Genomic DNA, 17,997 nt, shown 5'->3' on the forward strand with positions numbered 1-17,997 from the left:
GGAGACACACATGCAATGGGAAGTCGTGATCGGGCTGGAGATTCATACCCAGCTCACCACTCAATCGAAGATTTTCTCCGGTAGCTCCACCGCCTTCGGTGCCGAGCCCAACACTCAGGCCAGCCTGATCGACCTGGGCATGCCCGGCGTGCTGCCGGTGCTGAACCAGGAAGCGGTGCGCATGGCGGTGATGTTCGGCCTGGCAGTAGACGCCGAGATCGGCCAGCACAACGTGTTCGCCCGCAAGAACTACTTCTACCCGGACCTGCCCAAGGGCTACCAGATCAGCCAGATGGAACTGCCGATCGTCGGCAAGGGCCACCTGGACATCCCCCTGGAAGACGGCACCATGAAACGCGTCGGCATCACCCGCGCGCACCTGGAAGAAGACGCCGGCAAGAGCCTGCACGAAGAGTTCAACGGTGCTACCGGCATCGACCTGAACCGTGCCGGCACACCGCTGCTGGAAATCGTGTCCGAGCCTGACATGCGCAGCGCCAAGGAAGCCGTGGCCTACGTCAAGGCGATCCACGCCCTGGTGCGCTACCTGGGCATCTGCGACGGCAACATGGCCGAAGGCTCGCTGCGTTGCGACTGCAACGTCTCGGTCCGCCCCAAGGGCCAGGTCGAGTTCGGCACCCGCTGCGAGATCAAGAACGTCAACTCGTTCCGCTTCATTGAAAAGGCCATCAACACCGAGATCCGTCGCCAGATCGAGCTGATCGAGGACGGCGGCAAGGTGATCCAGCAAACCCGCCTGTACGACCCGAACAAGGACGAGACCCGTCCGATGCGCAGCAAGGAGGAAGCCAACGACTACCGTTACTTCCCCGATCCGGACCTGCTGCCGGTGGTCATCGAGAACGCCTTCCTCGACCAGGTACGCGCCACCCTGCCCGAGCTGCCACCGCAGAAACGCGAGCGTTTCCAGGAGCAGTTCGGCCTGTCGGTCTACGACGCCAGCGTCCTGGCCACCAGCCGCGAGCAGGCGGACTACTTCGAGAAAGTCGCCAGCATCGCCGGTGACGCCAAGCTCGCCGCCAACTGGGTCATGGTCGAACTGGGCAGCCTGCTGAACAAGCAAGGCCTGGAAATCGACGAAGCCCCGGTGTCGGCCGAACAACTGGGCGGCATGCTGCAGCGGATCAAGGACAACACCATCTCCGGCAAGATCGCCAAGACCGTGTTCGAAGCCATGGCCAATGGCGAGGGCAGCGCCGACGAAATCATCGACAAGCGCGGCCTCAAGCAAGTCACCGACACTGGCGCGATCTCCGCCGTGCTGGACGAGATGCTCGCGGCCAACGCCGAACAGGTTGAACAGTACCGTGCCGCCGATGAAGCCAAGCGCGGCAAGATGTTCGGCTTCTTCGTCGGCCAGGCGATGAAGGCGTCCAAAGGCAAGGCCAACCCGCAACAGGTCAACGAACTGCTGAAAAGCAAGCTCGAGGGCTGATCGCGGTTTAACCGCAAGCGGCCCGGCCGCTTGCGTGTGACGAGGGAGCTGGCTCCCGCTGGGTCGCACAGCGACTGCAAACCGGCCACCGCCGTCCCTGCAAGGAACGTCGGCGTCGGCTTGCGGTCTGCCAGACAGACCAGCGGGAGCCTGCTCCCTCGCCACATCAACCATCGGAGCTCACGAATGAAGCGTCTGGTTGCCACTAGCGCCCTGCTCGCTCTGCTCACCGGCTGCGCCACCAGCCACGTCATCGACCCACGGGGTTATGACGAAACCGGCACCGCCTCTTATTACGGCGCTCGGCACCACGGCAAACGCACCGCCAGTGGCGAGCCCTTCGACCAGAACGGCCTGAGTGCCGCCCACCGCGAACTGCCCTTCGGCACCCGGGTGCAAGTCACCAACCTGGGCAACGACAAAAGCGTCGTGGTACGCATCAATGACCGAGGCCCACACACCCGCGGCCGCCTGATCGACCTCTCACGCGCCGCCGCCCAACAACTGGACATGCTGCGCAGCGGCACCGCCAAAGTCCGCATCCAAGCCCTCAGCGACTGACCTTCGGAGCCCGAGCCATTACCGCCTTCGCCGAACTGCCCCTGCTCAGCCTGATCCAGCTCATCAGCGGCCTGGTCATGCTGATCGCCGGCGCCGAACTGCTGGTGCGCGCTGCCATCCGCCTGGCCGCGCGCCTGCACATGCGCCCACTGATCATCGGCCTGAGCATCGTCGCCTTCAGCAGCAGCGCGCCACAAATGGCCATCAGCCTGCAGGCAACCCTGGCCGGCAACACCGACATTGCCGTGGGCAGCGTGATCGGCAGCAGCATCTTCAACATCCTGGTGACCCTCGGCCTGTCGGCACTGATCATTCCACTGCGGGTCTCGCGGCAACTGGTGCGCCTGGACATCCCGCTGATGATCGGCGCCAGCCTGCTGGTGTTCGTGCTGGCCTACAACGAACACCTGACCCCCACCGATGGCCTGATCCTGCTGGCCGCCCTGGCGCTGTACCTGGGCCTGCTGTTGCGCCAGTCCCGACACTCGCAACGCCTTCACCCACCCGGGCCAGCCAGCCCACGCATTTGGGCCCCGCGGATCAGCAGCCTGTTGATGGTGCTGCTCGGCCTGAGCCTGCTGGTGTTCGCCGGGCACCTGCTGCTGGGCGCCGCCGTTACCGTGGCCGACGACCTGGGGCTGTCGGAACGGGTCATGGGCCTGACGGTGATTGCCGTCAGCACTTCCCTGCCCCAGCTCGCCACGTCGCTGTTGGCGGCCCTGCGCGGCCAGCGCGAGATTGCCGTGGGCAACATCATCGGCAGCAATCTGTTCAACCTGCTGGGCGTGCTGGGCTTCACCGCTTTGGTGGCACCGAGCCCTCTTTCGGTCTCGCCCAACGCGCTGGATTTCGACCTGCCGGTGATGCTTGGCGTCGCCGTGCTGTGCCTGCCGGTGTTCTATTCCGGCTACCGCGTGACCCGAGCCGAAGGCCTGCTGTTTCTGGGCTTGTACCTGGCTTACGGGCTGCACGTGGTGTCCTTCACCACCGGCATGCCCCTGGCCGGCAAGCTGGAACACCTGATGCTGTTTTTCATCCTGCCGGCGCTGGTGGCGTTCCTGCTGTTCAGTTCGCTACGGGCCTGGCGCCGCCAACACAAGAAGGAAGCACCATGAGCGAGAACAAGAAAAGCGGGTTGCAGATGCGTCGCCAGGTGATGGGCGATGCGTTCGTCGATCGCGCTCTGGGCAACGCCACGGAGTTCACCCAGCCCTTGCAGGACTTCGTCAACGAACATGCCTGGGGCGGCGTGTGGAACCGTGACGGCCTGCCGCTGAAGACCCGCAGCCTGATCACCCTGGCGACCCTGACCGCACTCAAGTGCCCGCAGGAATTGAAGGGCCACGTGCGCGGCGCGCTGAACAACGGCTGCAGCGTCGAGGAAATTCGTGAAGCGCTGCTGCATTGCGCGGTGTATGCCGGGGTGCCGGCGGCCATCGATGCGTTTCGCGCGGCTCAGGAAGTGATTGACGCCTATCAACCACCGCAGTGAACCCGCTATTTTCCGGTCCCTACGCAAAGCGCGCGCAGGGGCCGGCTTGCTCGGCGAGGCCTAGATCCACCCACCCCACTGCAACAGGAAAATCCCGATATTGGTGGTCACCGCCGCCATTACCGTGGTGATGACGATGATCGCCGCGGCCAGTTCGTGATTGCCATTGGCCGCCCGGGCCATGACAAAACTCGCCGCCGCCGTGGGGCTGCCGAAGTACAGGAACAGAATCCCCAACTCCGCCCCGCGGAACCCGCACAGCCAGGCCCCCAGGGTCGCCAATGCCGGCAGGCTGACCATCTTCAGCAGGCTCGAACTGATCGCCAGCTCGCCACTGTTGCGCAAGGCCGCCAGGGACAAGGTGCCGCCAATGCAGATCAACGCCAGAGGCAGAGTCATCTGTGCCAGGTAGCGCCCCGAGGTTTCCAGCCAACCGGGAAGACCGTTCTGCCAGTAGGCAAACGGCGCGGCCACCAGCACGCTGACAATCAGTGGATTGCTGATCACGCTCTTGAAGATGCTCCAGGGATCGGACTTGATCACCGGGCTGTAGACCGCCAGGACGATGGTCGACAGGGTGTTGTAGAAAAGAATCACCAGCGCCGCGAGCACCGCGCCCAGGGAGATGCCGTAATCGCCGTACATGCTGGCCGCCAGGGCCAGGCCGATGATCGCGTTATTGCCGCGGAACGCGCCCTGGGTATAGATCCCGCGGTCAGCCTTCGGGCAACGCCAGATCGCCCAGCCCCAGGCCAGGGCAAAGCACGCCAGGGTAGCCACGGAAAAATAGATCAGCACCCCGGGCCTCAATGACGAACGCAGGTCGGCGTGGACGATGCCGAGGAACAGCAACGCCGGCATGGTGACGTTGAACACCAGGGCCGAGGCCGTATGGATGAAGTTGTCGTTGATCCACCCCACCCGCTTGAGCAACAGGCCCAGCAGCAGCATGGCAAAGACCGGGGCCGTGATCGTCAGGGTTTCGAGAAAAATAGCCAGCATGGACGGGTGGACCTTGAGCCTGTCGTTAGGGCGCTAATGATAATTCAATCCACACATTGCCGCCTGTCGCCTCTCCCCAGCTTGCACGCCTGCCCCACGAAAAACACCGCCCGACGCACGCCATCCCGGGCCAGGAAGAAAATCCCCGCAACAGGCCATTCATTTCTTGACGAGGAAACGTTTTCCTCTATGCTCAAATTAACTGTATATACATACAGTTAAACCAAGCATAACCATGACATATCAAGGAGCTAGAAATGTCAGGACTCTCTGCACAGACGCAGCCACAACCACAACAGGCCAGCAAGATCATTGCCGACCTGGACCGCTTGTTCACTGAACAAGGCATCGCTATTTCCGGCGATGGCGACACCTTGATGCTGGTCGCCGACGGCCACCACACCATCAAGTACCACCGCCCGGAAGACCTTCCCCGCACGCTGCAAAAAGCAATCAAAGGCCAGCCCCAGCTGCGTTTCGAGGGGGGCGAACACACCGCCATCGGCGACAGCACCCTGCTGCGCTTCGTCAAGGACGCACCGGCCATCCCGGCCTGGCAAGTCGAACTGCACCTGCCCAACGGCCTGGCCCTGACCTACGGCCAAGTAGTGGCCCTGGGCGGTGATTTCTACGGCATCCCCGAGCAGCCGATCTGCGAAGGCGCGACCCCCAGCGATCGGGTGCAGCGTTTTACCGCAGCGTTCAACTCGCTCGCCGTGTTGCCGGCGGCAAAGGACGAAGCCCGGCAGATCCTCGCGGTGATGCAGAAGGAAATCGTCGCCGCCAACCAGGCGATCCGTGACGGCAAACAACCCCATGAAGCCTATGACGCCTTGGGCGATACCTTGTCCGAGGAGTGGAACAAGATCACCGGTGGCGGCAGCCTGGTTTCCGCGCTGTTCCCGCTGGGTCGCTACCTGAAACTGGCCGCCAACAACGCCGACCACTTTGGCGAATGGGCTCTGGCGGCTTACATCGCCGGGCACACGGCAGCCCTGCAACAAGCGGTACTGGCCGGTAAATCGGCAGACGACGGGCAACTGCAACTGGCTTACGCAATGAACGCCTTCGCCGATCACTTCCTCACGGACCTGTTTTCCGCCGGCCATGTGCGCGTGCCGCGCAAACAGCTGGCGGCCGTGGTCACCCCCAGTGACCTGGGCTCGCTGATCACCCGCTTCATGCACGACGAGGACAGCAAGTTCGGCCTGAATGTCAGCAACGCCCAGGGCGATCGTTGGCACGCCTATGGCGACAAGCGCTACTTCGACAGCGTCGACCACCGCAACCGCCAGCAGGTAAAGCAGGCGGTGCAGAGTTCGGCGGACGAGGTCTTCGCCAGCTACCTCAGCGGCAACCTGCCGGCTCCCGGCAGTTACGCGGCGCTCAAAGCCCTGCCGGACCTGAACGCCGCCAGGAGCGGCAACTTCTCCCCGCTGTTCGTGATGAGCGGCGACAAAGTGCTGCGCCGCAGCGACGTCAACAACCTCAACGACAGCAAGACCATCGACAACTGGTGGGGCTGGAGCACCTACCTGTTGCTGAAGAACTACAACCCGAACAAGCCGGCCGGCTACCTGGAAACCCCCAGCGCGGTTCCAACAATCCTTGCCGACGGCTGGCAAAGCCACAGCCCCAGCGAACCCAACTGGCTCCCCGGGCAGGCGGTACGCTACGCCATCAGCGAAACCAACGGCTTGAGCGAGTCGTACATCGGCCCCTGGTCGGCCTATGTGGAACTGAGCGACAGCTTCCAGCCGACCTTGAGCATCCCCGCCGGCACCAGCAACAGCAGCGCTACGGGGCGCAATGTGTTCCGCCAGTTCCGTGGCGGCTCACCGGAGCTGATCGGTTCCATCGACAAGAACGCCAGCCGCTTCATCGACCGCAACGCCTGATAAGGAGATCACCATGGCTATCAACCTGAAACTGCAACTGGCCTCCGGCCAATCCCTCAAGGGTGCGCCGCTGGAGCTGCTGCTCAACGGCGCCCCGATCGCCCGGGCCAATGTGGACGAACACGGCAACGTGACCTTCAACGCCAAGCCGGGAAGTGGCCAACTGGCCGTGCGCGTGGACCGCTCCATCCTGCACGCAGCCTGATCGCCGGTTGCAGGAGCGGGCTTGGCGGCACCGCACGAATGCCGTCAAGCGGTGACAGCCTGCTCCAGCAGACGCCCTTGCTCGATACGAATGTGCCGTGGATGGAAGCGCTTGAGACTGCTGCGATGGCCCACGCTGACAATGCTCAAGCCCGGCAACTGGTCGATCAGAGCCTGATACAGCGAGGCCTCATCTTCTTCGTCCATGGCCGACGTGGCCTCGTCCATATACAGCCACTGCGGCGCGTAAAGCAGGGCTCGAGCAAATGCCAGCCGCTGCTGCTCACCCGGCGACAACATGCGCTGCCAGTGATTGCTCTCGTCCAGGCGCGCCACCAGATGGGGCAGGCGGCAGGTTTCCAGGACCTGTGCATAACGCTCCTGCGGGTAGCTGTCGCCCGGTTGTGGATAACTCAGGGCTTCGCGCAGGCTGCCAATCGGCAAATAAGGTTTTTGCGGCAGGAACAGGTAACGCTGGTTCGGCAGCAGAATGCTCCCGTGCCCTGCCGGCCACAGCCGGCCCATGGCGCGTAGCAGGGTGCTCTTGCCACTGCCGGAGCGACCACTGAGCATCAACCGCTCGCCGGGCTTCACGGTCATCTGGGCACCGGCCAGCAAATGCCGGCCGTCAGCCAGGTCCAGGCCAAGATCGCGCACCTGCAACTGGGCGCCCTGATGTTGCACATCGATGGCCGGCGGGCGCTCTTCGTTGTCGCTCATGGCCTGGCGGAAGCTCAACAGACGGTCACACGTGGCACGCCAGGCGGCCAGGTCCGAATACGCGGTAATGAACCAGCTGAAGTTCTCCTGGACGTTGCCGAAAGCCGAGTTGATCTGCATCAGCTCGCCCAGCTCGATCTTGCCCGAGAAGTACCGCGGGGCTGCGACGATAAACGGGAAGATGATCGCGATCTGGCCATAGCCGGCGGTGAAGAAGGTCAGGCGCTTGGACACTTTCATGATGTCCCAGAAGTTGTGCCAGACCTTGCCGAAGCGGCTGCTCAAGCGCTGGTTTTCGTTGTTCTCGCCGTTGTACAGGGCAATGCTCTCGGCGTTCTCGCGCACTCGCACCATAGAGAAACGCAAGTCGGCTTCGAAGCGTTGTTGTTGATTGTTCAGGCCGATCAGGCGACGCCCGATCAGGTGGGTCAACCAACTGCCAACCAGGGCATAGACCAGCGCACACCAGAACATGTAGCCGGGGATGGTGTAGCCGAACACTTCGATGCTGCCAGACACACCCCACAAGATGATCGAGAAGGACACCAGGCTGACAATGTTGCGGATCAGCCCCAGGCCCAGGCTCAGGGTATTGCTGGTGAAACTGTTGAGGTCCTCGGAGATCCGCTGGTCCGGGTTATCGGTGTAGCCGCCCTGCTCCAGCTGGTAGTAGTTCTTGTTGCCCAGCCAGCGGGCGAAGTGCTTCTCGGTGAGCCAGGCCCGCCAGCGGATCGTCAGCATCTGGGTCAGGTACAGACGGTACACCGCCCCCAGGATCGCTACCGCGGCAATCCCGCAGAAATACAGGATCAAGTGCCAGAACGCCGCCTCGTCCTTCTTCTGCAAGGCGTTGTAGAAATCCTTGTACCAGCTGTTGATCCACACCGAGATGGCCACGCTGAACAGCGACAGGCCAATGACCGCGATCAGCAGCAACCAGGCCTTGCCCTTCTCCTCACTGCGCCAGTAGGGCGTGGTCATGGCCCAGACCCGGCGAAAGAATTGCCCGCGCACAGCATCGTTGACCGCGGAGTATTCAGCGTTCTGATTCATCGTTGAGGCTCGATAGGAAGAGGGACAAGCGTTGAGCCGATCATAGTAGATCGGCTCGCTTTTTCACGACGCCCGGCGGACATTCGTTCAGTCGCGGTTCAGCGACGGACGGGGCGCTTCTGCAGTTTGCGCTGCAAGGTGCGGCGGTGCATGCCCAGGGCCCGGGCAGTGGCGGAGATGTTGCCTTCGTGTTCGGTCAGCACGCGCTGGATGTGTTCCCACTGCAGACGATCCACCGACATCGGATTTTCCGGCACCAGGGTATCGAGATCGGCGTGCTCGGAGAGCAGCGCGGCCAACACGTCATCGGCATCCGCCGGCTTGCACAGGTAGTTGCAGGCACCGCGCTTGATCGCCTCCACGGCGGTGGCAATGCTGGAATAGCCGGTGAGGATCAGCACGCGCATCTCCGGGTCCAGCTCCAGCAGCTTGGGCAGCAGCACCAGCCCGGAGTCGCCGTCCATCTTCAGGTCCAACGCCGCGTAATCCGGCAGATCCTGCTGGGCAATGGCCAGGCCTTCTTCGGCGGAACCGGCGGTGCTCACGCGAAAGCCCCGGCGGCTCATGGCGCGCGCCATCACGCGGGTAAAGGTGGCGTCATCATCCACCAGCAACAGGTGCGGCAGTTCCTCGCCTTCGACTTGGATCTCTTCACTCATGGTCGTCTCCTCGGGCGGCACGGGGCAGGCGTAGCTCGGTGAGCGTTCCGCCTTCCTCATGACTGTAGAGTTTCACTGAGCCGCCAGCACGGGTCACGCTGGCCTTGCTCAAAAACAGGCCCAGGCCGAAGCCTTTGCCCTTGGTGGTAAAAAACGGCTTGCCGATCTGCTCGGCGATGGCCAAGGGTACTCCGGCGCCGTGGTCGCGAATACTGATGGTGAGGTTTTCCGCATCCCAGTCCAGGCGTACTTCCAGGCCTTCCGGGCACGCATCGGCGGCATTGTTCAGCAGGTTGAGCAGGGCCTGGGTCAGGTCCGGCGGCGGCGCCAGGCGCGGTACCGGCCCTTGGCCGAGCAGGTGGAAACGGTAGCTGGCTTCCGGGCGCATCAGGTGCCAGCGGTTCAGCGCTTCGTCCAGCCACTGGGTGACTTCCTGCATTTCCACCGCCAGGCGGCGGTTGGCCTCGGCGGCACGTACCAGCTGCTGCAAGGTTTCCTTGCACAGCTTGACCTGGTCCTGAAGCACGCTGAGGTCATCCTGCAACAGTGGGTCGGGATGGTCCTGGCGCATTTCCTTGAGCAGCACGCTCATGGTCGCCAGGGGCGTGCCCAACTCGTGGGCAGCGCCGGCGGCCTGGGTTGCCACCGCCAGCAACTGCTGGTCGCGCAGGCCCTCTTCACGACGAATCGCTCGCAGTTCTTCCTGGCGACGCAGTTCTTCGGCCATGCGCGCGGCGAAGAACGTAATCACCGCCGCAGCCAGAGCAAAACTCAGCCACATGCCGTAGACCTGCAGGTTTTCCCGGGCGATGGGGAAGGTCTGCAAGGGATAGAAGCGCGCCAGCAGCAGGGTATAGAGCGTCAGGGCGATACCCGACAGCACCACCGAGTAGCGCCAGGGCAAGGTCACCGCGGCGATGGTCAGGGGCACCAGGTAATAGGACACGAAGGGGTTGGTGGATCCGCCGGAGAAATACAGCAGGACACTGTGGATAAACAGGTCACAGGCCAGTTGCAGGGCGTATTCCAGCTCCGTCACCGGCCAGGAGGTCCGCAGGCGGATGGCGGTGAAGGCGCACAGCACCATGGAAAACATCAGGGTCACGCCCAGTTGCAACCAGGGCAGCGGTAGCAGGTCCAGCCAGTAGGCGAGCCCCACCGAACCGGCCTGAGCGGCCAGCACCAGGGTGCGGATAAAGGTCAGGCGCCAGAGGTTCTGACGGGTGGCGGACAACAATTTTACGGGGGCGAGCATGAGCTCTCCTGATGAGCGCTCCAGGGCAATCGCCGGGAGTATAACCAAGCCACCCCCGGCGCAGGCAAAACTGCGGCAAAGCGCCACACAAAAACAGCGGCAAACCGCGAGTTTTGAGCTACAAGCTACAAGCGCATCGGCTTTTCTTGCAGCTTGTCGCTTGAAACTTGCCGCTGCCTCATATGTCTGAAGGTTTCACCCAGGCTCTGACCTTATCCTGCGGACCGCACTCAAGGAGTTTTCATGCAGCATTTCAGTCGCAGCGTCGCCCTTCTCGCCCTCAGCGCCGGCGCCCTCACCAGCCTGCCCGCCCTGGCCGCCGATGAACTGCACTACAACCAGATATCCCTGCGTGCCGAAGTCAGCCAGGAAGTGGCCCGCGACCTGATGATCGTGACTCTCTACAGCGAATCGCAGAACACCGACCCGGCCAAGCTCGCCGCAGAAATCACCACCACCATGAACAAGGCCCTGGGCCAGGCACGCCAGGTCAAGGACGTGACCCTGCGCCAGGGCAGCCGCAACAGCTACCCGATCTACGACGGCAAGGGCCAGAAGATCACCGGCTGGCGTGAGCGCGCCGAGCTGCGCCTGGAAAGCGCCGACTTCGCCGCACTGTCCAAGCTCACCGGGGAACTGCTGGGCGACCTGAAGATGGGCGGAATGGACTTCGCCATCGCCGATCCAACCCGCAAGGCCAGCGAAGACGCGTTGCTCAAGGACGCGGTCAAGGCCTTCAAGGCCCGTGCGCAACTGGCCACCGAGGCCCTGGGCGGCAAGGGTTACAAGATCGTCAACCTGAACCTCAACAGCAACGGTTATCCACAGCCTTACATGCGTGCGCCGATGATGATGAAGGCCGCCAGCATGGATTCGGCCCCAGTGACGCCGGAAGTCGAGGCCGGCACCAGCCAGGTCAGCATGACCGCCGACGGCGCCATCGAAGTACTGATGCCCTAAGCTTCTGCCCGTCACTTCCAGCGGCGATAACCTTCTGCCGGCAGGTTATCGCCGTTTTTCGTTACCAACTATTTCAACCCCGGCCCCGGGGAACTCAGCTCGGTGATGTTAGAGTTATGGCCCTCGGTACGGAGCAGGTCAGATGTTATTGACGTCCGCCGGGTATACTGCGCCTTTCCTATAAGAGTCTCTTCAATGACCGCAGATCGCATCGGCGAACGCCTGCGCCGCTATCGCCGCGCCGCCAAGAAAACCCTGCGCCAGATTGCCAGCGAGTCCGGCCTGACGGCCAGCTTCCTCTCCCAAGCAGAACGCAACCTCACCGGGGTCTCCATCTCGTCCCTGGTCAACATTGCCAAGTCTCTGAACGTTCCGCTGAACGCCCTGTTCGACCAGCCGATTCAGGCACAGCCCGACTCCCACGACGGCAAGCGAGTGCGCTACACCATCGAAGGCCAGCCACTGGCCTACGAACGCCTGTCCAGCTCGTTTCCGGGCAACCTGATCAACGCGGTGAAGATGAACATACCGGTGGGCTATCAGTCGGAGCTGATTTCCCATGACGGCTCGGAGTTTTCCTACGTGCTTTCTGGGCAGATCGCCTACACCATCGAAGGTCAGCAATACCCGCTCAGCGCCGGAGACTCGGTGCACTTCGACGCGACCAAGACACATTGCCTGGCCAATGTTGGCAATGGCCCGGCGGAAGTGCTGACCGTCACCACCATGGGCCTGTTCGACGACCATTCAGCGGCCTGAACCCAACGCCTGGCTGCCACGCCGCCCCTCACCGACAAACGTGCGCACAAGGAGAAATGTTAGTCACGCTTAATTTTCGTTGACCGCGATTTCAGCATGACTTAATTTCGGCATCGGCGAATCGACAATCAACAACACCAATAACGATCGCCGTCGCCGCACAGGGTCCACGGGGCTGCATCCACGCCCCATAAACAGGCGAGTTTCCATGGCCCACAAGGCCAATCCTCAGACATGCCCTAGAAAAAGAAAAATGAGGTTTGCATGGATAAGACCTTTGCGCTTCAGGTTTGGCACACAGCTGGGATGACCCGCGGCATTGCACCGTCAACCGCCACCAGCCACCTCCACAGTGACAACTTCACTGCGAGCCCCGATTTCAACACCGCCGACGATGTGCTGCTCACTCGCCATCGCCTGCACGATCACGGGCATCCGTTCTCCACGGCCTCCCTTACCCAGCCGCCCCGCACCAGCCGGTCAGCCGAATGCAACGAACCTATGCAGCAGACCATCAAGGCCAGGCGTCCCTACCGCGCGTCGGCCGGCGCTCGCCCCTGCAACGCACCGACAGGGCGCGCGACACGCACCGCCTGCCCCGAAAAAAGGCAGCACATGCACCACAAAACACCAGCGCAAACGATCAAATGCGTCAAGTTTTATACAAATGCGTCATTCCTGTACGTTCGTTCCACTCTTTGAGACTTGTGGCAGCCCTGCATCTTGCATTGGGTATGAGGGCTGCATAAGTATCGGCGGGTCGACTCACAAGGTCGCCCTCTACACCAAAAATGACAACAAATCATGAGGCCACCATGTTCAAGAAAGCAGTCCTTCCGTTTTTAGTCAGCGCCGGCTTGCTTGCCAGCGCCCCCTTCGCCCAGGCGGCGACTAACCTGGTGTTCTGCTCTGAAGGGAGCCCGGCCGGTTTCGACCCTGGCCAGTACACCACCGGAACCGACTTCGACGCCTCAGCCGAAACCCTGTACAACCGCCTCAGCCAGTTTGAACGGGGCGGCACCGCCGTCATCCCGGGCCTGGCCACCAGCTGGGACATCTCGGACGACGGTCTGACTTACACCTTCCACCTGCGCGAAGGCGTCAAGTTCCATACCACGCCGTACTTCACCCCGACCCGCACCTTCAACGCCGATGACGTGCTGTTCACCTTCAACCGCATGATCGACAAGGACATGCCGTTCCGTAAGGCCTACCCCACCGAATTCCCGTACTTCACCGACATGGGGATGGACACCAACATCACCAAGGTCGAGAAAGTCGACGACAAGACCGTCAAGTTCACCCTCAAGACCGTGGACGCCGCGTTCATCCAGAACCTGGCCATGAGCTTCGCCTCGATCCAGTCCGCCGAGTACGCCGACAAGCTGCTCAAGGAAGGCAAGGCCAGCGACATCAACCAGAAGCCGATCGGCACCGGCCCGTTCGTGTTCAAGAGCTACCAGAAAGACTCGAACATCCGCTACACCGGCAACAAGGACTACTGGAAACCTGAAGACGTGAAGATCGACAACCTGATCTTCGCCATTACCACCGACCCGTCGGTGCGCATTCAGAAGCTGAAGAAGAACGAATGCCAGGTCACCCTGTTCCCGCGTCCGGCCGACCTCAAGGCGCTCAAGGAAGACAAGACCCTGAAGATGCCTGAACAGGCAGGCTTCAACCTCGGCTACATCGCCTACAACGTGATGCCGGTTCTCAAGGGCCGCACCGACGCCAACCCGCTGGCCGACCTCAAGGTGCGCCAGGCCCTGGACATGGCGGTGAACAAGCCGCAGATCATCGACTCGGTGTATCAGGGCGCCGGCCAGCTGGCGGTCAACGCCATGCCGCCGACCCAGTGGTCCTACGACACCACCATCAAGGATGCCAAGTACGACCCTGAGAAAGCCAAGGAGCTGCTCAAGGAAGCCGGCATCAAGGAAGGCACCCAGATCACCCTGTGGGCCATGCCGGTACAACGCCCGTACAACCCCAACGCCAAGCTGATGGCCGAAATGCTGCAGTCCGACTGGGCCAAGATCGGCCTGAAAGTGAACATCGTCAGCTACGAGTGGGGCGAGTACATCAAGCGCTCCAAGGGCGGTGAAAACCAGGCGATGATCATCGGCTGGAGCGGCGACAATGGTGACCCCGACAACTGGCTGGGCACCCTGTTCGGCTGTGATGCAATGAACGGCAACAACTTCTCGAAATGGTGCGACAAGCCTTACGACGCCCTGATCAAGCAAGCCAAGGCCACCTCGGATGTCGCCAAACGCACCGAGCTGTACAAGCAGGCGCAACACATCCTCAAGGACGCTGTACCGATGACACCGATCGCACACTCGACGGTGTTCCAACCCATGCGCGCCAACGTGCAGGATTTCAAAATCAGCCCATTCGGCTTGAACTCCTTCTATGGCGTCAGCATCGGCAAATAAGGTTCTGCAACGGCGACGTCCCTGACGTCGCCGTTGTTTTACCGGCCCACACTGGAAGAATCCGCCCGACGTGACGAGATACCGCCCTGACACAGAGCGGTCCGACGAATTCAGAGCTGATTCCTACAGCGTTTTCAGGCACTGCGGATATACGCCCCTGCCCTCGCCCCCTAACGTCGAGGCAAGGCAAAACCGCGTCTGCCAATGGGCATTTGCTAGCGCCATGGTTTGGCATCAATGACCTGTACAGGCTCCAGGAAGGAGCCATGGTTCATTGATCTTCACCACAAAAAATGGAGATGGACCGTCATGCGTCATTCCCTGATTTTCTCGGCCCTGCTGGGCACTGGCCTGCTGGCCGCCAGCGCCATCAGCGGCGCCGCCGAACGCAGCCTGGTGTTCTGTTCCGAAGGCAGCCCGGCGGGCTTTGACACCGCGCAATACACCACCGCCACCGACAACGACGCCGCCGAGCCGCTGTACAACCGGCTGGTGGAGTTCGAGAAAGGCGCCACCAACGTGCTGCCCGCACTGGCCAAGAGCTGGGACATTTCCGAAGACGGCCTGACCTACAGCTTTCACCTGCGTGAAGGGGTGAAATTCCACAGCACGCCCTACTTCAAGCCAAGCCGCGACCTCAACGCCGACGATGTGCTGTTCACCTTCAACCGCATGCTCGACGCCGATCACCCGTTCCGTAAGGCCTACCCGACGGAGTTCCCCTACTTCAACGGCATGAGCCTGAACAAGAACATCGCCAAGGTCGAGAAAACCGGTCCGCTGACCGTGGTCATGACCCTCAATACCGTGGACGCGGCGTTCATCCAGAACCTGGCCATGAGCTTCGCCGCGATCCTCTCCGCCGAATACGCCGAGCAACTGCTCAAGGCCGGCACCCCGAGCCAGATCAACCAGAAACCCATCGGCACCGGGCCGTTCGTGTTCCAGCGTTACCAGAAAGACTCGCAGATCCGCTACGCCGCCAACCCACACTACTGGGACCCGAGCCGGGTCAAGCTCGACCGGTTGATCTTCGCCATCAACACCGATGCCTCGGTGCGGGTGCAGAAGCTGCGGGCCGGCGAATGCCAGGTGACCCTGCACCCGCGCCCCGCCGATATCGATGCGCTGAAAAACGACCCGAAACTGCAAGTCATCGAAAAGCCCGGCTTCAACCTGGGCTACATCGCCTACAACGTGCAGCACAAACCCTTCGACCAGCTCGAGGTGCGCCAGGCGCTGGACATGGCGGTGAACAAACCGAGCATCCTCAACGCCGTGTACCAGAGCGCCGGGCAACTCGCCGTCAACGCCATGCCGCCGACCCAGTGGTCCTACGACACCACCATCAAGGATGCCCCCTACAACCCGGAAAAGGCCCGCGAGCTGCTCAAGGCCGCCGGGGTCAAGGAAGGCACGGAAATCACCCTGTGGGCCATGCCCGTGCAACGCCCCTACAACCCCAACGCCAAGCTGATGGCCGAAATGCTGCAGTCCGACTGGGCGAAGATCGGCCTCAAGGTGAAGATCGTCAGCTACGAATGGGGCGAGTACATCAAGCGCACCAAGAATGGCGAGCACGACATCAGCCTGATCGGCTGGACCGGCGACAACGGTGACCCGGACAACTGGCTGGGCACCCTGTACAGCTGCGACGCCATCGGCGGCAACAACTACTCCATGTGGTGCAACCCGCAATACGACAAGCTGATCAAGCAGGCCAAGGTCGTCACCGACCGTGAGCAACGCAGCCTGCTGTACCAACAGGCCCAGCAGTTGCTCAAGCAACAGGTGCCGATCACACCCGTGGCCCACTCGACGATCAACCAGCCATTGAGCGCAAAAGTAGAGGGTTTCAAGGTCAGCCCGTTCGGCCGTAACGCCTTCTCGGATGTCAGCCTGGCCCCATAACCGATGAGCCAAAACCCTGGGGGCGTTTTTCGCCCCCACGCAGGCGCTTTGCCTGAATTTGGCGAATCAGCCTGATGCAAACGTTTGCGATGCCTTGAATGAGTTCCAAAAACCAGCCGGCCCAAAAAAACCGGCATCTAAAAAAAGAAAACAAAGGAGCTTCACCCATGAAACTGAGCAGCAGCGCATTGTTAGCCTTGGCTATCAGTAGCATCACCGCCACGGCCTATGCGGAGAACGTCAGCCAGGACTTCGTCCCGACTGAACTCAACAGCACCAAGGCCCAGGCTGAAGCCAAGGGGTTCATCGAAGGACAAAGCCTGTCGGGCACCACGCGCAACTGGTACGCCAACGAGCTGAAACGTCGCAATGACCGTTTTTCGTACAACCACAATGGTGTAGATACCTCGACTCCGCGTCGGATCAACTGGGTCCAGGGCACCATCCTCAACTACACCTCGGGTTTCACCGAAGGCACCGTGGGCGTCAGCACCGAAGTCGCGGCCTACAACGCTATTGCTCTGGATCGTGACCGCAAGGACATCGCCGGCAAGAACAACCGCACCCTGACCCATTCCGACGGTGACGCCGTGGGCCAGTGGAGCAAGCTCGGCCTGGCCAACGTCAAGTTCCGCGTGTCCAACACCACCCTGACCGCCGGCCGGCAGAACTTCAGCACGCCGATCGTCGACGTCATCGGCAACCGTGCACTGCCTTCGAGCTTTGAAGGGGTGAGCATCCACAGCGAAGAGTTCAACAACCTGTCGTTCGATGCCGGCACCTTCGACCGGGTATCGCCACGGACCGAACAGAGCCTGTCGAAATTCCGCTCCGAATACACCAGCAACACCGCCGAGACCGACCGCGTGAGCATCGTCGGCCTCAACTACCAGCCGCTGAAAAGCCTGAAGACCAGCCTCTACGCCTCCAAGGTGGAAGACTTCTGGAACCAGTACTACTTCGGCGCCACCCACGAGCTGGGCGACAGCTCGGTGCTGAGCCTGACCACCGGCCTGAACTACTACAAGACCGTCGACACCGGCAAGAAAGAGATGGGCGAGATCGACAACGATACCTACTCCCTGTCCATGGGGTTGACCCACCAGGCCCACAGCCTGACCTTCTCGTACCAGGAAGTCAGCGGCAACGAGTACTTCGACTACCTGCACGAAACCAACGGCATCTACCTGGCCAACTCCCTGCTCTCGGACTTCAACGGCCCGAACGAGAAATCCTTCCAGATCGCCTACGGCCTGAACATGGCCGAATACGGCGTGCCCGGCCTCAAGTTCAACGTCTACCAGGCTCGCGGCTGGGGCATCGACGGTACCCACTACACCGGCAGCGCCTACGGCGGCATCAACTCCGAAGGCAAGCTCTACGGTGTGAGAACCATGGATGGCGAAACCCACTACGAATACGGCATCGGCGCCTCCTACGCCGTGCAGAGCGGGCCACTGAAAGCCACCGCGATCCGTGCCACCTACACCACGCACCGCGCGAGCAAGAACCAGGCCGACGGCAACATCAACGAGTTCCGCCTGGTTACCACCATCCCGTTCAATATTCTCTAACCCACCAGTTGAAGGGCGGATTCATGACGAATCCGCCGTTCAAGCTAATCTG

16 protein-coding genes are annotated in these 17,997 nt (G+C 61.8%); 12 read left to right on the forward strand and 4 right to left on the reverse strand.

Annotated elements, in window-relative coordinates; translation table 11 throughout:
* Positions 1-10 precede the first annotated feature (10 nt).
* The 4 genes from gatB to LXM55_RS07950 all read left to right on the forward strand — a co-directional run bounded on the left by gatB (position 11) and on the right by LXM55_RS07950 (position 3,509).
* Complete coding sequence (gatB, locus tag LXM55_RS07935) at positions 11-1,456, forward strand: Asp-tRNA(Asn)/Glu-tRNA(Gln) amidotransferase subunit GatB (RefSeq protein WP_233319871.1); 1,446 nt, start codon at positions 11-13, stop codon at positions 1,454-1,456.
* Between the two features lie 186 nt (positions 1,457-1,642).
* Positions 1,643-2,017, forward strand: a complete 375-nt coding sequence (locus LXM55_RS07940) for a septal ring lytic transglycosylase RlpA family protein (RefSeq protein ID WP_233319872.1) — start codon at positions 1,643-1,645, stop codon at positions 2,015-2,017.
* Between the two features lie 50 nt (positions 2,018-2,067).
* Complete coding sequence (locus LXM55_RS07945; protein ID WP_233319960.1) at positions 2,068-3,132, forward strand: calcium/sodium antiporter; 1,065 nt, start codon at positions 2,068-2,070, stop codon at positions 3,130-3,132.
* Entirely contained in the window at positions 3,129-3,509 is a 381-nt protein-coding gene (locus LXM55_RS07950; protein ID WP_233319873.1) for a carboxymuconolactone decarboxylase family protein, read from the forward strand. Before LXM55_RS07945 ends, LXM55_RS07950 begins: the two co-directional genes overlap by 4 nt.
* Before the next feature lie 60 nt (positions 3,510-3,569).
* Here the strand turns inward: LXM55_RS07950 and LXM55_RS07955 are convergent, their stop codons facing one another.
* On the reverse strand, positions 3,570-4,511 hold the full coding sequence (locus tag LXM55_RS07955; RefSeq protein ID WP_233319874.1) for an AEC family transporter: 942 nt from the start codon (positions 4,509-4,511) through the stop codon (positions 3,570-3,572).
* Positions 4,512-4,768: 257 nt separating this feature from the next.
* Here LXM55_RS07955 and LXM55_RS07960 point away from each other — a divergent pair, with 257 nt between their 5' ends.
* The gene (locus LXM55_RS07960) at positions 4,769-6,409 is read left to right on the forward strand and encodes a phospholipase (protein WP_233319875.1); all 1,641 of its coding nucleotides are present in this window, start codon (positions 4,769-4,771) and stop codon (positions 6,407-6,409) included.
* Positions 6,410-6,422: 13 nt separating this feature from the next.
* On the forward strand, positions 6,423-6,614 hold the full coding sequence (locus LXM55_RS07965) for a hypothetical protein (protein ID WP_233319876.1): 192 nt from the start codon (positions 6,423-6,425) through the stop codon (positions 6,612-6,614).
* 44 nt (positions 6,615-6,658) lie between these two features.
* Here LXM55_RS07965 and LXM55_RS07970 read toward each other — a convergent pair whose 3' ends face one another.
* From LXM55_RS07970 to LXM55_RS07980, 3 genes are all read right to left on the reverse strand, one after another.
* Positions 6,659-8,386, reverse strand: coding sequence for an ABC transporter ATP-binding protein/permease (locus tag LXM55_RS07970; RefSeq protein ID WP_233319877.1), 1,728 nt, complete (start codon positions 8,384-8,386; stop codon positions 6,659-6,661).
* Between the two features lie 98 nt (positions 8,387-8,484).
* Positions 8,485-9,045: a response regulator transcription factor gene (locus tag LXM55_RS07975; protein ID WP_233319878.1), complete on the reverse strand. Its 561-nt coding sequence runs from the start codon at positions 9,043-9,045 to the stop codon at positions 8,485-8,487.
* On the reverse strand, positions 9,038-10,300 hold the full coding sequence (locus LXM55_RS07980; RefSeq protein WP_233319879.1) for an ATP-binding protein: 1,263 nt from the start codon (positions 10,298-10,300) through the stop codon (positions 9,038-9,040). The genes LXM55_RS07975 and LXM55_RS07980 overlap by 8 nt, the downstream gene beginning before the upstream one ends.
* Before the next feature lie 243 nt (positions 10,301-10,543).
* On the opposite strand from LXM55_RS07980, the gene LXM55_RS07985 reads away from it, so the two are divergent.
* From LXM55_RS07985 to LXM55_RS08010, 6 genes are all read left to right on the forward strand, one after another.
* Positions 10,544-11,260: an SIMPL domain-containing protein gene (locus LXM55_RS07985; RefSeq protein WP_233319880.1), complete on the forward strand. Its 717-nt coding sequence runs from the start codon at positions 10,544-10,546 to the stop codon at positions 11,258-11,260.
* A 195-nt stretch (positions 11,261-11,455) separates the two neighbouring features.
* The gene (locus LXM55_RS07990) at positions 11,456-12,019 is read left to right on the forward strand and encodes a cupin domain-containing protein (RefSeq protein WP_233319881.1); all 564 of its coding nucleotides are present in this window, start codon (positions 11,456-11,458) and stop codon (positions 12,017-12,019) included.
* Between the two features lie 264 nt (positions 12,020-12,283).
* Positions 12,284-12,721 carry a hypothetical protein gene (locus tag LXM55_RS07995; RefSeq protein WP_233319882.1) on the forward strand — a complete coding sequence of 146 codons (438 nt, stop codon included), beginning with the start codon at positions 12,284-12,286 and terminating at the stop codon, positions 12,719-12,721.
* Between the two features lie 113 nt (positions 12,722-12,834).
* Entirely contained in the window at positions 12,835-14,460 is a 1,626-nt protein-coding gene (locus tag LXM55_RS08000) for an ABC transporter substrate-binding protein (RefSeq protein WP_233319883.1), read from the forward strand.
* A 309-nt stretch (positions 14,461-14,769) separates the two neighbouring features.
* Positions 14,770-16,371, forward strand: coding sequence for an ABC transporter substrate-binding protein (locus LXM55_RS08005; RefSeq protein WP_233319884.1), 1,602 nt, complete (start codon positions 14,770-14,772; stop codon positions 16,369-16,371).
* A gap of 167 nt (positions 16,372-16,538) precedes the next feature.
* The gene (locus LXM55_RS08010; protein ID WP_233319885.1) at positions 16,539-17,945 is read left to right on the forward strand and encodes an OprD family porin; all 1,407 of its coding nucleotides are present in this window, start codon (positions 16,539-16,541) and stop codon (positions 17,943-17,945) included.
* Positions 17,946-17,997 lie beyond the last annotated feature (52 nt).

The organism is Pseudomonas sp. Au-Pse12, from assembly GCF_021341665.1.
Lineage (GTDB): Bacteria > Pseudomonadota > Gammaproteobacteria > Pseudomonadales > Pseudomonadaceae > Aquipseudomonas.

What these genes read in the sequence shown, in the direction of transcription:
- gatB (WP_233319871.1), top strand. Translation starts at nt 11, where the DNA reads ATGCAATGGGAAGTCGTGATCGGGCTGGAGATTCATACCCAGCTCACC.
- LXM55_RS07940 (WP_233319872.1), top strand. Translation starts at nt 1,643, where the DNA reads ATGAAGCGTCTGGTTGCCACTAGCGCCCTGCTCGCTCTGCTCACCGGC.
- LXM55_RS07950 (WP_233319873.1), top strand. Translation starts at nt 3,129, where the DNA reads ATGAGCGAGAACAAGAAAAGCGGGTTGCAGATGCGTCGCCAGGTGATG.
- LXM55_RS07955 (WP_233319874.1), bottom strand. Translation starts at nt 4,511, where the DNA reads ATGCTGGCTATTTTTCTCGAAACCCTGACGATCACGGCCCCGGTCTTT.
- LXM55_RS07960 (WP_233319875.1), top strand. Translation starts at nt 4,769, where the DNA reads ATGTCAGGACTCTCTGCACAGACGCAGCCACAACCACAACAGGCCAGC.
- LXM55_RS07965 (WP_233319876.1), top strand. Translation starts at nt 6,423, where the DNA reads ATGGCTATCAACCTGAAACTGCAACTGGCCTCCGGCCAATCCCTCAAG.
- LXM55_RS07970 (WP_233319877.1), bottom strand. Translation starts at nt 8,386, where the DNA reads ATGAATCAGAACGCTGAATACTCCGCGGTCAACGATGCTGTGCGCGGG.
- LXM55_RS07975 (WP_233319878.1), bottom strand. Translation starts at nt 9,045, where the DNA reads ATGAGTGAAGAGATCCAAGTCGAAGGCGAGGAACTGCCGCACCTGTTG.
- LXM55_RS07980 (WP_233319879.1), bottom strand. Translation starts at nt 10,300, where the DNA reads ATGCTCGCCCCCGTAAAATTGTTGTCCGCCACCCGTCAGAACCTCTGG.
- LXM55_RS07985 (WP_233319880.1), top strand. Translation starts at nt 10,544, where the DNA reads ATGCAGCATTTCAGTCGCAGCGTCGCCCTTCTCGCCCTCAGCGCCGGC.
- LXM55_RS07990 (WP_233319881.1), top strand. Translation starts at nt 11,456, where the DNA reads ATGACCGCAGATCGCATCGGCGAACGCCTGCGCCGCTATCGCCGCGCC.
- LXM55_RS07995 (WP_233319882.1), top strand. Translation starts at nt 12,284, where the DNA reads ATGGATAAGACCTTTGCGCTTCAGGTTTGGCACACAGCTGGGATGACC.
- LXM55_RS08000 (WP_233319883.1), top strand. Translation starts at nt 12,835, where the DNA reads ATGTTCAAGAAAGCAGTCCTTCCGTTTTTAGTCAGCGCCGGCTTGCTT.
- LXM55_RS08005 (WP_233319884.1), top strand. Translation starts at nt 14,770, where the DNA reads ATGCGTCATTCCCTGATTTTCTCGGCCCTGCTGGGCACTGGCCTGCTG.
- LXM55_RS08010 (WP_233319885.1), top strand. Translation starts at nt 16,539, where the DNA reads ATGAAACTGAGCAGCAGCGCATTGTTAGCCTTGGCTATCAGTAGCATC.